Raw genomic sequence first — 13073 nt, 5'->3', positions numbered from 1 at the left:
TGCACAGCACTGCCTGGCACCTGTGGGTGCCCCTTTTCTGGAGACTTCATGTGAAACAACAACAAGGCTTCACCCTGATCGAACTGATGATTGTGGTTGCAATTATCGGTCTGATTGCTTCGTTCGCATTTCCGGCTTACCACGAGCACGTGATGAAGACCCGTTTTGCCGAGGTGAACACCATCAGCAATACCTACAAGACTGCCGTCGCCCTGTGCTACAGCCAGACCAATGATCTGATGGCCTGTGATGCGGGCACCAACGGCATCCCGGGGCCGGCCGAAGCGACGGAAAACCTGGCAGCGGGCATGACGGTGGTCGATGGTGTGATTACCATGGCGGGGACCCAGGCAGCAGGCGGCTGGGTCAGCGTATTGGTGCCGACCCCGAGCAATTCGGGGGGCACCCTGAACTGGACGCAAAATGGCACCTGCCTGGCCAGCGGTGCGTGCAAATAACCCGTGATGGTCGTAATGCCGAGTGTGTGAAGCCTGGGCGCCAAGGGCTCAAGAATATCGCGATTTACTAACAACCTTGGTCAGCAGGCTCGCTCCTGCAGCGGCACACATGCGGCAATTGCCGGTTTTTTCCAGCGCTGCTAGTTTTACTGATACCGCCGGTGTAGCTCAGTCGGTAGAGCAGCGCACTCGTAACGCGAAGGTCGCAGGTTCGATTCCTGTCTCCGGCACCACTTAAAAAGCCATCCGGTCAATGCCGGGTGGCTTTTTCGTTCAGGGGCAGCACCAGGCACTTTGACGTCCGAAAATGGCGAGAATCGGCCAAAACGCGGTGCTATTCTGCGGTCCATGAATACAGATAACCGCCTGTCAACGCCCAGTACCGCTGCCTGCGAAATCGCTCGCCTGAGCCGTGATGCGCGGTTTGACGGGGTGTTTTTCACTGCCGTACTCAGCACCCGGATCTACTGCCGCCCCGTGTGTCCGGCCCGTGCGCCAAAAGCCGAAAACGTGGTTTATTACCCCAGCGCGGCAGCGGCTCAGGCCCAAGGCTTTCGCCCCTGTTTGCGTTGTCGGCCCGAGCTGGCACCGGGTAATCAGCTTTGGTTGCAGGGCGAGCATCTGGTGTCGCGCGCCTTGACGCTGATTAATGAAGGTTACCTGGCAGAGCACTCGCTGGAAGAGTTGGCTGAGCGCATGGACATCGGTGCGCGGCAATTGCGTCGTCTGTTTGTTCACTATCTCGGGGCGCCGCCGATGGCCGTGCATTCCACCCGGCGCCTGCTGTTTGCCAAGCAACTATTGACCGAAACCGACCTGTCGATCACTGAAGTGGCAATGGCTTCCGGCTTTGGTAGTCTGCGTCGTTTCAATGCGGCTTTTGCCGAAGCCAATCATGCCGAGCCCCGTGCCTTCAGGCGCAGCCCGAAGACACGGGCAGACAAGGCGCTGGTGTTGCGCCTGGGCTATCGCCCGCCTTACGACTTTGCAGCCTTGCTGGGCTTTCTGCAGACCCGGGCCTTGCCCGGTATCGAACGGGTCGATGGCCACAGTTATCAGCGGGTGTTTGGCAGCCCTGAAGCTCCCGGCTGGCTGAGGGTCAGCGCCTGGCCGGGTGAGCAGCATGCATTGCAGCTGGAGCTGCGCAATGTGCCACCGGGGCAGATGCTGGCGGTGGTCACGCGGATTCGGCGCATGTTCGATCTGGATGCCGACCCGCTGGCCATCGCCCGTACCTTGAGTGCCAGCCCGCTGCTGGCGCCTGTGATCGGGCGTTATCCGGGGCTGCGATTGCCGGGGGGCTGGGACGGTTTTGAAGTGGCGGTGCGGGCCGTGCTGGGGCAGCAAGTCAGTGTGGCTGCAGCACGCACCCTGGCCAGTCGAATCGTGCAGCGCCATGGTGTTGCCATTGAAGCCGACAAGGGCTCGGGGCTGGATCGTCTGTTTCCCGGCCCTGAGCAGCTGGCGCAAGCCGATCTTGGGCAAATGGGCATAACCCAGGCGCGCATCAACACGATCCAGGGCATCGCCCGCGCCCTTGCACAAGGGCGTGTCGACTTCGCCGTGGAGCAACCCCTGGAGCGTTTTATCGAGCGCTGGGTACAACTGCCCGGTATTGGCGAATGGACCGCGCATTACATCGCCATGCGCGTGCTCAAACACCCAGATGCATTTCCGGCCGCCGATCTGATTCTGCGCCGTGAAGCCAACCCCCAGGGTGAGCCGTTAAGTACCAAAGCGCTGCAGGCACTGGCTGAAAGCTGGCGCCCGTGGCGGGCCTATTCCGTGATGTATTTATGGCGCGCAGCTACCGATTCGATTGCAGCGCGCAAGGTGTGAACATGACGCAGATCTACTACGAACAAATGCCATCACCGATTGGGCCACTGTTTCTGGTCGCTGATGATGAAGGGTTGCGCGAAGTGCGTTTCGAGCTGGATCGCCGGCCCCATGTACCACAGGACGGGTGGGTGCATTCGCCACCAAAGCTTGCCGAAGTTCGCCGTCAACTGGAGGAATATTTTGCGGGTGAGCGTCAGACGTTCGACCTGTTTCTCAAGCCGCTAGGCACCGACTTTCAGCAGTCGGTATGGCAGGCCCTGACCACCATTCCCTTTGCGGTAACCACCAGTTACGGCCAGATTTCACAGCAGATCCATCGGCCCAAGGCGTCCCGGGCAGTGGGAGCGGCGAACGGGCGCAATCCGATCCCGATCATCATCCCGTGCCATCGGGTGATTGGCAGCAATGGCACCTTGACCGGTTTTGCCGGAGGTCTGGCAGCCAAGCAATGGCTGCTAGAGCATGAGATCAAGTGCCGCCAGCACGGCTGATGCAAAACCTGTGCTTTTTGTGGGAGCGGGCTTGCTCGCGATGCGGGCACCGCGGTGTATCTGGCGAACCCCAGTGAGGCCATCGCGAGCAAGCCCGCTCCCACAGCAAAGGTGTGCAGGGCTTACAGGCTCAACCGCATCGACAGATCCACCGCCTTCACATCCTTGGTCATGGCGCCAATCGAGATGTAGTCCACGCCGGTTTCGGCGATCGGACGCAAGGTCGACTCGTTGATACCGCCGCTGGCTTCCAGCATGGCCTTGCCCGCGTTCAAGCGTACCGCTTCGCGCATGTCATCCATGCTCAGTTCGTCGAGCATGATGATATCCGCACCTGCCGCCAGCGCTTCATTCAGTTCTTGCAGGCTTTCCACTTCGATTTCAACCGGCTTGCCAGGGGCAATCTTGTGCGCGGCACTGATGGCTTGCGCGATACCGCCGCAGGCAGCGATATGGTTTTCCTTGATCAAAAAGGCGTCGTACAGACCAATACGGTGATTGTGGCAGCCACCACAGGTTACTGCGTACTTCTGCGCCATACGCAAACCCGGCAGGGTCTTGCGTGTGTCCAGCAGCTTGACCCGCGTATCGGCCACCTGATCAGCGAGGTGCTGGGCATGGGTGGCGACGCCTGACAGCATTTGCAGAAAGTTCAGCGCGCTACGTTCACCGCTGAGCAGCGAGCGGGCCGGGCCTTCAAGATGAAACAGTACCTGGTCGGGGCTCACGCGATCGCCATCGGCCACCTGCCAATGCACGGCAACCCGAGGGTCAAGCTGGCGGAACACAGTGTCGACCCAGGCTGTGCCGCTGATCACTGCTGCTTCACGGGTAATGATCGTGGCTTTGGCCAGGCGCTCGGCCGGGATCAGCCGTGCAGTGATATCGCCGCTGCCAATATCTTCGGCTAACGCACGGCGCACGTTGGCTTCTATTTCGGCAGTGAGGTCGGCCAGGCGTAAATTCGGCATAACGAGCTCCACAAACAAAGTGCGCCGATTATAGGGGCATGCCACCGGTGAACCCAAGGTGTGCGAAGAGTCACATGCAAATACCTGCAATGTGCTGTTTTCGGCACTTTGAACATTAATTTGCACCTGCAATCACTCAAATGAAGAGTCCGCTGGTACAAGCGCCATCTTTTACAAGATAATCCGCCTTGCTATTGGCGCCATAGCTTTGACGTGCTGCCATTGCCCTAAATTCCGATTCACCGGCCAGTGCCCAATGCACTCGCCGGTTTCTGTTAGTGAGCGGCAAAAATGGCTCTGACCACGCGCGTTCACTGGCAAACGAAGAAATCCTTCCGGGAGGCCAGGATGCAAAATGACGGGAAAGTGGGGCCTGGGAGCAGGACCACTAAGGAGTTGGCGATGCACTCGCCGCTTACCCGCCTGCCTGTGATCCTGCTGCAGGTGCATGACAAGGCTGCGCAGCAGTTGCGCAACGAACTGCAGGTGCTGTTCGAAAATGCCGACCAGACCCTGTTTGAAATGGCCGACAAGGCGCAGAGCGATACCGATCAGAGCCTGTTCTTTGAGGCCATGCGCGATGTGCGGCTCAAACGAAAAAGCATTGAACGCGGTTTTCTTGAGCGTCTGTTCGATGCCTTTATCCGTCTGACCCTGCCTGATGTCAGTGAGCCAGCCCTGCAGGTCGTTCCCGCAGGGCATGCGGTGTTCTCGCTGATGGCCGATAACATTGAGCGCGCTCAGGTAACCAATGCAATGGTGACGAAGGTCCTGAGCCGCAACCAGCTGGCTTTGTGTCAGTTGAGCACACGCCTCAACACCCTGAGCTGCATGCCACTGGATGAACAGAACAACCCGCTGGGGCCGGCGATGCTGTGCGAATATTTTTTGCAGGCCGAACGTGACCAGGGAATGGACATCAAGGTCAAGCTGATCATGCTGCGCCTGTTCGACAAGTACCTGCTCAGTCAGACCGGGCAGCTGTACGCCGACGCCAACCAGCTGTTGATTGCCACCGGAGTGCTGCCAGATCTGTCGGACAGTGAGTCGTGCTGCGCCGCCAAAGCCGATATCCATGCCCAGGAATTGCCAGGGGCGGGTGAGGATGCGAGTAACCTGATCGGGCTTTTGTTCGACTACATCAGCGATGATCGCAACCTTTCGCAGCCTTTGAAAAAACTGCTGGGCTTGTTGCGTGAACCCATGCTCCAGATCGCCCGGCGTGATCAGAACTTCTTCAGCTGTGACAGCCATCCGGCCCGGCGTCTGCTCAATGTCATGGCCGATGCAGCCATTGGCTGGGACGCCGGTGCCAATAGTTGCAACGATCCGCTGTACCGCAAGGTCGAGCACGTGGTGCTGCAATTGGCCCGGTACGCGGGCAATAATCCGGCGCTGCTTGAGTCGTTGCTGCATGATTTTTCGATGTTTACCCGCGGCGAGCGCAGCCGCACCGAGCTGCTTGAGCAGCGCACCCGTGATGCCGAACAGGTGCGCTGCCGCCCTGCGGTGCAGCGCAACCCGGTGCGCTCATGGCCTTCACCGGTTCTCGATGAGCAAGCTCAGTTGGGGTTGTTGTTGGTCAGTCAGCTGCGGGTTGGGGCCTGGATCGAACTGCAAGAAGATGAGACCACCCGCCTGCGTTGCAAGCTGATTACGATTCTTGAGCCGGACGGTACGCATATCTTTGTAAACCGTATCGGGGCCAAGGTGCTGGAAAAAAGCCGCAACGATTTAATCGTGCACCTGCGCAATGGCAGTATCCTGCTGGTCGATGACCGACTGTTGATCGATCGGGCTCTGGAGTCGGTGATAGACAGTTTGCGTCAGGCTGGCGGCGAGTAATCGCGTATAGCGCAGATTGCTCCCCATCGATGCGCGCATCGCGGCATACTGGGCCTTTGGTTTTGCCTGTTAAAGGAGCCTGTATGCAGATGGACCCCGCGAGCGGCTGGTTTCAAGGCGTGCGCCATTGCCCGTCACCCAACTTCAATGCGCGCCCGGGTGATGAAATCTCCCTGCTGATCATTCATAACATCAGCTTGCCGCCGGGGCAGTTCGCCACCGGTAAGGTCCAGGAATTCTTCCAGAATCGACTGGACGTCACAGAACATCCTTACTTTGAAGGTATAAGTGCCCTGCGCGTGAGCGCACATTTTCTGATCGAGCGTGACGGCACTGTTACCCAGTTTGTCTCCTGTTTTGATCGCGCATGGCATGCTGGCGTTTCGAGCTTCGAAGGACGTGAGACCTGCAATGATTTTTCTCTGGGCATTGAACTTGAGGGCACCGATGAGCTGCCTTTTACGGATGCCCAGTATCAGGCTCTGACAACCTTGACCCGACAGTTGCAGATGCAGTTTCCTGCCATTACCCGGCACAGGATTTGCGGCCATAGCGACGTGGCGCCGGGACGCAAGACGGACCCGGGACCGGCTTTTGACTGGACGCGTTTTCGCAGCGCGTTGCAGCACACAGGAGATAAACAATGAGTTTTGTGGTGTTACTGCTGGCGATTGTGGTCGAGAAATTCTCGGGGCTGCGTCAGCGTCTGCAGCGTGATGGCGGCTGGTTGCGCGAGTTGCACAAACTTGAAACCAGCCCAAGGCTTGGCAACAAGCCATGGTGGGTGTTGTTTATCCTGATTGCCTTGCCTGCGGCGGTGCTGGGCTTGCTGCTGATGGTACTGCATCCGGTGGCTTATGGCCTGTTGGCACTGCCGATACATTTATTGGTGGTGATCTACAGCCTTGGGCGTGGAGACTTGCTGGGGGGGCTCGGGCCGTTTCGTGATGCCTGGCGTCGTGGTGATTTGCAGGCCGCCGCCCATGTTGCCGAGCGTGACCTGAGCATAAATGCGGACAGCGGTGAGCAATTGCTGGAGAGGGTGCAGGGGCATTTGTTATGGCAGGCCTACCAGAGCTTCTTTGCGGTTATTTTCTGGTACTTCCTGCTGGGGCCGGTGGTGATCCTGAGCTATCGCCTGCTGGCCCTGGCGCAGGAGCACAGCCAAAACCCGGCGTTGGTGGAGCGTGCCGGGCAATTGCGCCATGCTTTTGACTGGTTGCCGGTGCGGTTGCTGGCCGCGAGTTTTGCCCTGGTGGGTAATTTTGCAGCGGTTAGCCGGGTGATGTTGCATGAGTTGCTGAGCTGGGACATCAGTGCTGCGCAGCTGATCAACAAAGCCGGCTGCGCAGCTGCTGAAATCCCTGCGCCACAGGCCGGGCCTGAGGGCGTGAGCAGCCTCGACACCCTGTGGGCCTTGCTGCTGCGGGCGGCGGTGTTGTGGTATGCGTGCTTCGCGGTGTGGGCGTTGTTGCTCTGAGATTACACAAGATCTGTAGCAGCCTCGCTCCTTCGGCAGCTGCTACAGGGGTATAAGTCAGCGCTTCCAGCCAAAGACTTCGCAGGCATTAGCTGTTGTCGCCTTTGCCAATTGCTCGGGGCTGATGCCCATTATCTCGGCCAGCGCCCGGCAAATATCAGGCAGGTACTGCGGGCTGTTGCGCTGGTTGGGGTACATGGCCGGGGCCATGCCGGGGGCATCGGTTTCCAGCACGATGGCGTCCAGCGGCAGATCAGGTAGCACTTTGCGCAAGCGCAAAGCTTGTGGCCAGGTGGCAGCCCCCCCCAGGCCCAGCTTGAATCCCAGTTTTATATATTCACGGGCTTCTTCGCGACTGCCTGAAAAGGCATGAACAATCCCGCCACGCTGAAGCTTGAAACGCTTGAGGGTGGCGATTACCTGCGCATGGCTGCGCCGAACATGAAGCAGGGCGGGCAGATTAAAGTCGGCGGCCAATTGCAACTGGGCTTCAAACAACTGTTGCTGGATCTGGCGGTCCAGCTCGGGCAAAAAGTAGTCCAGGCCGATCTCGCCCACAGCACACACCTGAGGATGCCCTGCCAGGCGGCTCAGCCATTGCCCCAGTTCAATCATATGCTCGGGGCGATGCTCATTGATGTACACCGGGTGCAGGCCAAACGCGGCATACAGTTGGCTGTCGGTTTGGATCAAGTCCCACACGCTCTGCCAATTACTCTGATAAACCCCCAGAACCACCATGCTTTCAACCCCCAGTGCCCGACTGCCCGCCAGTACCTGTGGGCGGTCGGCGTCGAACTCAGGGAAGTCGAGGTGGGTGTGGGTGTCGATCAGTTGCATACTCAGGCCTGGTGGATGCGCTGTTTGAAGTTACGGGCAATGGCATGGATGCCGGGTACGTAGTTTTGCTCTTCAATCGCCGCCAGGGCCAGGTTCAGGGCTGTTTCGGCAATCAGCTTGTGTTGTTGGCCCATAGCATTGACTGGCAGCGGCAGGAAGTCCAGCAACTGGGTGTCACCAAACGTGGCAAGGCGCAATGGCGGGCGCTGGGTCGGGTGCTCCAGCAACGCGTCGAACATCCCTTGCAACAGCACATATGAAGTGGTGATCAGCGCTTCGGGGAAGTGCCCCTGGCGTGCCAGCAAATCATCAATGATCCGCCGTCCACATTCACGGCTGAACGCACTGCCGTGTTCGATCAGGACCTCGCCCTTGAACCCTTCGACCGCTTGCTTGAAACCCGCTTCACGGGCCTGGCTGACGCTCAGTTCGGGGCGTGCACCGATCAACACAATCTGGCGAGGCAAAGGCTGCAACAGACTGCGGGTCAATTGCAGGCTGGCTTCGCAATCATCACTGATTACCGAGCAGAAGCGCTCCGGCTCCAGGGTCCGGTCGATGGCGATGATGGGCATGCCCAGGTCCTGCAACTGGCGGTAGCTGTCATCTTCTGCGGGCAAGCAGCTGGCTACGAACAGGGCATCGCAGCGACGGGCACGAAACAGCTTGAGCAATTGGCGCTCACTGTCCGGTGCATCGTCGGAGCTGGCGATCAGCAACTGATAGCCGCGGGCACGGGCGCCTTGTTCGAGCTGCTTGGCCAGGCGCGCATAACTCGGGTTTTCGAGGTCCGGCAGGATGAACCCCAAGGTGCGCGTGTGTCGGCTGCGCAGCCCGGCTGCCTGCGGGTTGGGAGTAAAGCCGTGCTCCTCGACCACCGCACGTACGCGCTCGACCGTGCTGCTGCTGATGCGCTGCTGTTCGGCTTTTCCATTGATGACATAGCTGGCAGTCGTTACGGAAACACCTGCCAATTGAGCGATATCACTGAGTTTCACGCCGAAAATTCCTTATTTTTTGTAGTACATGTCGACATTGTGAACAATCCTAACCGATAAAGGCAGCCGACCATCGTCTGTCATGGGTGCGCTGTATTTATTTGCGACATCTACCCGCTGCCGCCAGGCAATACGACAAGTTGGACTTCAAGCGCGGGCAATTATGCAGTAACGTGCCGGGTATTCTTGATTAAACGTTTCAGCCTGCGCATTTAAAGGCCTCGAACCCGGCAGTGATGTGCTTGCCACGCATCAACTGACGCAGCACGGGAAGAGCGACCTAAGCTGACTTAATTCAAAACAATACCGGTTGCCATTGAGTACCGGAAAGGAGAACGCATGCTCGAGCTCACCATAGAGCAGATATCCATGGGCCAGACGGCTGTGGACAAGTCTGCGGCGCTGCAATTGCTTGCCGATAAACTGGTCGCCGATGGCTTGGTAGCCGAAGGCTATCTGAGTGGCTTGCAAGCGCGTGAGGCTCAGGGTTCGACCTTTCTGGGTCAGGGCATTGCCATCCCCCACGGCACGCCCGAAACACGTGAGCTGGTGTTCACCACGGGCGTGCGCCTGTTGCAGTTCCCCGAGGGGGTGGACTGGGGTGATGGCCAGATGGTGTACCTGGCCATCGGTATTGCCGCAAAGTCCGACGAACATTTACGTTTGCTGCAACTGCTGACCCGTGCCCTGGGTGAAACCGATCTGGGCGAGGCCCTGCGTCGCGCCAGCTCCGCCGAAGCCTTGCTTAAACTGCTGCAGGGCGCACCACAGGAGCTGGCGCTGGATGCACAGATGATCGGCCTGGGTGTGTCTGCCGATGACTTTGAGGAACTGGTATGGCGTGGTGCCCGTCTGCTGCGCCAGGCAGATTGCGTGAGCAATGGCTTTGCTGCCGTACTGCAGCAAGTCGATGCGCTGCCGCTGGGCGATGGCCTGTGGTGGCTGCATAGCGAGCAAACCGTCAAACGTCCGGGGCTGGCGTTTGTGACACCGGACAAACCGATGCGCTATCTGGGCCAGCCGCTGAGCGGTCTGTTCTGCCTGGCCAGCCTTGGCGAAGCGCATCAGGCCTTGCTGGAGCGCTTGTGCGCGCTACTGATTGCCGGTCGTGGCCACGAACTGGGCAGTGCCACCAGCCGCCGTGCCGTGCTTGAAGTATTGGGCGGCGAGCTGCCGGCCGATTGGCCAAGTGCCCGTATTCCCTTGGCCAACGCCCACGGCCTGCATGCGCGGCCGGCCAAAGTGCTGGCGCAACTGGCGAAAAGTTTTGAAGGCGAAATCCGCGTCCGGATCGTCGATGGCCAGGATTCGGCGGTATCTGCCAAGAGCTTGAGCAAGCTGCTGAGCCTGGGTGCCCGTCGCGGTCAGGTGCTGGAATTTGTCGCCGAGCCGAATATCGCCAACGATGCGCTGCCTGCACTACTGGCTGCGGTCGAGGCGGGTTTGGGTGAGGAAGTCGAGCCGTTGCCGGCGTTGGCTGAAGCCGTGCCCGGTGTCGCCGAAATTGCCACGGTGCTTACCGCCCCGGCGGCTGGCAGCCTGGTGCAGGCGATTGCCGCATCGCCCGGCATTGCCATTGGCCCTGCCCATATACAGGTGCTGCAAACGTTCGATTACCCGCTGCGTGGCGAGTCTTCCGTGGTCGAGCGCGAGCGTCTGCAAAAAGCCCTGAGCGAAGTGCGCAAGGACATTGAAGGCCTGATTACGCGCAGCCAGTCCAAGGCCATTCGCGAAATTTTCATTACCCACCAGGAAATGCTCGACGACCCTGAACTTACCGATGAAGTGGATTCGCGCCTCAAGCAGGGCGAAAGCGCCGAAGCGGCGTGGATGTCGGTGATCGAGGCCGCTGCGCGTCAGCAGGAGTCCTTGCAGGATGCGCTGCTGGCCGAGCGGGCAGCGGACCTGCGGGATATCGGCCGTCGCGTGCTGGCCCAGCTGTGTGGCGTCGAAACCCCGGCCGAGCCTGACCAGCCTTATGTGCTGGTAATGGATGAGGTCGGCCCTTCTGATGTGGCGCGCCTTGATCCGGCGCGGGTGGCAGGCATTTTAACCGCCCGTGGTGGTGCGACCGCGCACAGCGCCATTGTCGCCCGCGCGCTCGGTATTCCGGCCCTGGTTGGCGCGGGCGAAGCGGTGCTGCTGCTGGCGCCGGGCACTGAATTGTTGATTGATGGCCAGCGCGGTCGCCTGCACGTCTCCCCGGATGCCGACGCCTTGCAGCGTGCCACCCAGGAGCGCGACAGCCGTGAGCAGCGTTTGCTGGCAGCCTCTGCCCAGCGCCACGAACTGGCCGTGACCCAGGATGGTCATGCGGTTGAAGTGTTTGCCAATATCGGTGAGAGCAAGGGCGTCGCCACGGCAGTGGAGCAGGGCGCCGAAGGCATTGGCCTGCTGCGCACCGAACTGATTTTCATGGCCCATTCGCAAGTACCGGACGAGGCGACTCAGGAAGCCGAATACCGTCGTGTACTCGACGGCCTGGCTGGCCGGCCGCTGGTGGTACGCACGCTGGACGTGGGCGGCGATAAACCGCTGCCGTACTGGCCGATCGAGAAAGAAGAAAACCCGTTTTTGGGTGTACGTGGCATTCGTCTTACGCTGCAACGGCCGCAGATCATGGAAAGTCAGTTGCGCGCCTTGCTACGTTCAGCCGACAACCGCCCGCTGCGTATCATGTTCCCGATGGTGGGCAGCGTGGCCGAGTGGCGTGCCGCCCGTGACATGACCGAGCGTTTGCGCCTGGAAATTCCAGTGGCTGACCTGCAATTGGGGATCATGATCGAAGTGCCGTCGGCTGCCTTGCTGGCGCCCGTGCTGGCCAGGGAAGTGGACTTTTTCAGCGTCGGCACCAACGACCTGACCCAATACACCCTGGCCATCGACCGTGGCCACCCGACCCTGTCGGCCCAGGCTGACGGCTTGCACCCCGCGGTATTGCAACTGATCGATATCACCGTGCGTGCGGCCCATGCCCACGGCAAATGGGTGGGCGTGTGCGGCGAGCTGGCGGCTGATCCGCTGGCCGTGCCTGTGCTGGTGGGCCTGGGCGTGGATGAGCTGAGCGTTTCGGCGCGCAGCATCCCCGAGGTCAAGGCGCGGGTACGCGAGTTGAGCATGGATCGTCTGAAAACCCTGGCCGCCGAAGCGTTGAGCGTGGGCAGCCCGGATGAAGTTCGTGCGTTGGTGGAGGCGCTCTGATGGCCCGTATTCTGACTGTCACCCTCAACCCGGCACTGGACTTGACCGTGCGTCTTGGGCAACTGGCACCGGGGGAGGTTAACCGTAGCCCGCTGATGCTGACCCATGCTGCCGGCAAGGGCCTGAACGTGGCGCAAGTACTGGCCGATCTGGGCCACACGCTGACGGTAAGTGGCTTTTTGGGTGAGGATAATGCGCAAGCATTCGATGCCCTGTTCAAGCGTCGCGGTTTTGTCGATGCCTTTATCCGTGTGCCGGGCGAAACCCGCAGCAATATCAAGCTGGCTGAAGACGATGGCCGCGTCACCGACCTTAACGGGCCGGGGCCGCAGGTTGGCGCACAGGCGCAGCAAACCTTGCTCGATACCCTTGAGCGCATTGCTCCCGGGCATGACGCGGTCGTGGTGGCTGGCAGTTTGCCCCGAGGCGTCAGCCCGCAATGGCTGCACGATCTGCTGCTGGGCTTGAAGGCTCAGGGCCTGAAAGTGGTCCTGGACACCAGCGGCGAGGCCTTGAAGCAGGGCCTGGCAGCGGGGCCGTGGTTGATCAAGCCCAACACCGAAGAACTCAGCGATGCGCTGGGCCGCGATATCAGCGACCTTGCAGCCCAGGTTGCAGCCGCAACCGCTTTGCAGGCACAGGGCGTTGAGCACGTGGTGATTTCCCACGGTGCTGAAGGCGTGAACTGGTTCAGCCGTGGGCCGGCCTTGCAAGCGTTGCCGCCCAAGGTCAGCGTCGCCAGCACGGTGGGTGCGGGCGACTCACTGTTGGCGGGTATGGTCCACGGTTTGCTCAGCGGCTATAGCCCCGAGCAGACCCTGCGCACCGCCACTGCCATTGCGGCAATGGCCGTTACTCAGATCGGTTTTGGTATCAGCGATGCAGCGCACCTGGCGACGCTCGAAAGCGGCGTTCGCGTTCGCCCCCTGACAGAAGAATAAAAGGAA

11 protein-coding genes and 1 tRNA gene are annotated in these 13073 nt (G+C 60.1%); 9 read left to right on the top strand and 3 right to left on the bottom strand.

The features are described 5' to 3' along the window. The first annotated feature begins 50 nt into the window (after positions 1-50). From EQV96_RS12810 to EQV96_RS12795, 4 genes are all read left to right on the top strand, one after another. The gene (locus tag EQV96_RS12810; protein WP_095001615.1) at positions 51-458 is read left to right on the top strand and encodes a prepilin-type N-terminal cleavage/methylation domain-containing protein; all 408 of its coding nucleotides are present in this window, start codon (positions 51-53) and stop codon (positions 456-458) included. A gap of 157 nt (positions 459-615) precedes the next feature. Beyond that, positions 616-691: transfer RNA gene (locus tag EQV96_RS12805), tRNA-Thr, on the top strand. Between the two features lie 115 nt (positions 692-806). Continuing rightward, entirely contained in the window at positions 807-2297 is a 1491-nt protein-coding gene (locus EQV96_RS12800; RefSeq protein WP_240882092.1) for a DNA-3-methyladenine glycosylase 2, read from the top strand. 2 nt (positions 2298-2299) lie between these two features. Next, positions 2300-2791, top strand: a complete 492-nt coding sequence (locus EQV96_RS12795) for a methylated-DNA--[protein]-cysteine S-methyltransferase (RefSeq protein WP_130871846.1) — start codon at positions 2300-2302, stop codon at positions 2789-2791. Between the two features lie 122 nt (positions 2792-2913). Here EQV96_RS12795 and nadC read toward each other — a convergent pair whose 3' ends face one another. Then, positions 2914-3762 (bottom strand): carboxylating nicotinate-nucleotide diphosphorylase, encoded by an 849-nt coding sequence (gene nadC / locus EQV96_RS12790; RefSeq protein WP_095001607.1) that lies wholly within the window; start codon positions 3760-3762, stop codon positions 2914-2916. Between the two features lie 348 nt (positions 3763-4110). Between nadC and EQV96_RS12785 the strand changes: the two genes are divergently transcribed. From EQV96_RS12785 to ampE, 3 genes are all read left to right on the top strand, one after another. Next, positions 4111-5607 carry a DUF1631 family protein gene (locus EQV96_RS12785; protein ID WP_240882091.1) on the top strand — a complete coding sequence of 499 codons (1497 nt, stop codon included), beginning with the start codon at positions 4111-4113 and terminating at the stop codon, positions 5605-5607. An 83-nt stretch (positions 5608-5690) separates the two neighbouring features. Beyond that, complete coding sequence (gene ampD / locus EQV96_RS12780; RefSeq protein ID WP_095001605.1) at positions 5691-6254, top strand: 1,6-anhydro-N-acetylmuramyl-L-alanine amidase AmpD; 564 nt, start codon at positions 5691-5693, stop codon at positions 6252-6254. Continuing rightward, positions 6251-7087, top strand: coding sequence for a regulatory signaling modulator protein AmpE (gene ampE / locus EQV96_RS12775; protein WP_240882090.1), 837 nt, complete (start codon positions 6251-6253; stop codon positions 7085-7087). Before ampD ends, ampE begins: the two co-directional genes overlap by 4 nt. 57 nt (positions 7088-7144) lie before the next feature. Here ampE and EQV96_RS12770 read toward each other — a convergent pair whose 3' ends face one another. Together EQV96_RS12770 and cra are read right to left on the bottom strand one after the other, a co-directional pair. Beyond that, entirely contained in the window at positions 7145-7927 is a 783-nt protein-coding gene (locus tag EQV96_RS12770) for a TatD family hydrolase (protein WP_095001603.1), read from the bottom strand. 2 nt (positions 7928-7929) lie between these two features. Next, positions 7930-8925, bottom strand: a complete 996-nt coding sequence (cra, locus tag EQV96_RS12765; protein WP_095001602.1) for a catabolite repressor/activator — start codon at positions 8923-8925, stop codon at positions 7930-7932. A 339-nt stretch (positions 8926-9264) separates the two neighbouring features. Here cra and ptsP point away from each other — a divergent pair, with 339 nt between their 5' ends. Next, entirely contained in the window at positions 9265-12126 is a 2862-nt protein-coding gene (ptsP, locus tag EQV96_RS12760; RefSeq protein WP_095026378.1) for a phosphoenolpyruvate--protein phosphotransferase, read from the top strand. Continuing rightward, positions 12126-13067, top strand: a complete 942-nt coding sequence (gene pfkB / locus EQV96_RS12755; RefSeq protein WP_240882089.1) for a 1-phosphofructokinase — start codon at positions 12126-12128, stop codon at positions 13065-13067. The genes ptsP and pfkB overlap by 1 nt, the downstream gene beginning before the upstream one ends. The last annotated feature ends 6 nt before the right edge of the window (positions 13068-13073 follow it).

Source organism: Pseudomonas sp. TMW22080, assembly GCF_022496745.1.
GTDB classification, from domain to species: Bacteria; Pseudomonadota; Gammaproteobacteria; order Pseudomonadales; family Pseudomonadaceae; genus Aquipseudomonas; species Aquipseudomonas bubulae.
This window is presented reverse-complemented; position numbering and strand designations above follow the sequence as displayed.

Bases quoted from the DNA above. Each gene is read 5' to 3' on its own strand.
- EQV96_RS12800 (WP_240882092.1), top strand. From the start codon at position 807: ATGAATACAGATAACCGCCTGTCAACGCCCAGTACCGCTGCCTGCGAA.
- EQV96_RS12795 (WP_130871846.1), top strand. From the start codon at position 2,300: ATGACGCAGATCTACTACGAACAAATGCCATCACCGATTGGGCCACTG.
- nadC (WP_095001607.1), bottom strand. From the start codon at position 3,762: ATGCCGAATTTACGCCTGGCCGACCTCACTGCCGAAATAGAAGCCAAC.
- EQV96_RS12785 (WP_240882091.1), top strand. From the start codon at position 4,111: ATGCAAAATGACGGGAAAGTGGGGCCTGGGAGCAGGACCACTAAGGAG.
- ampD (WP_095001605.1), top strand. From the start codon at position 5,691: ATGCAGATGGACCCCGCGAGCGGCTGGTTTCAAGGCGTGCGCCATTGC.
- ampE (WP_240882090.1), top strand. From the start codon at position 6,251: ATGAGTTTTGTGGTGTTACTGCTGGCGATTGTGGTCGAGAAATTCTCG.
- EQV96_RS12770 (WP_095001603.1), bottom strand. From the start codon at position 7,927: ATGCAACTGATCGACACCCACACCCACCTCGACTTCCCTGAGTTCGAC.
- ptsP (WP_095026378.1), top strand. From the start codon at position 9,265: ATGCTCGAGCTCACCATAGAGCAGATATCCATGGGCCAGACGGCTGTG.
- pfkB (WP_240882089.1), top strand. From the start codon at position 12,126: ATGGCCCGTATTCTGACTGTCACCCTCAACCCGGCACTGGACTTGACC.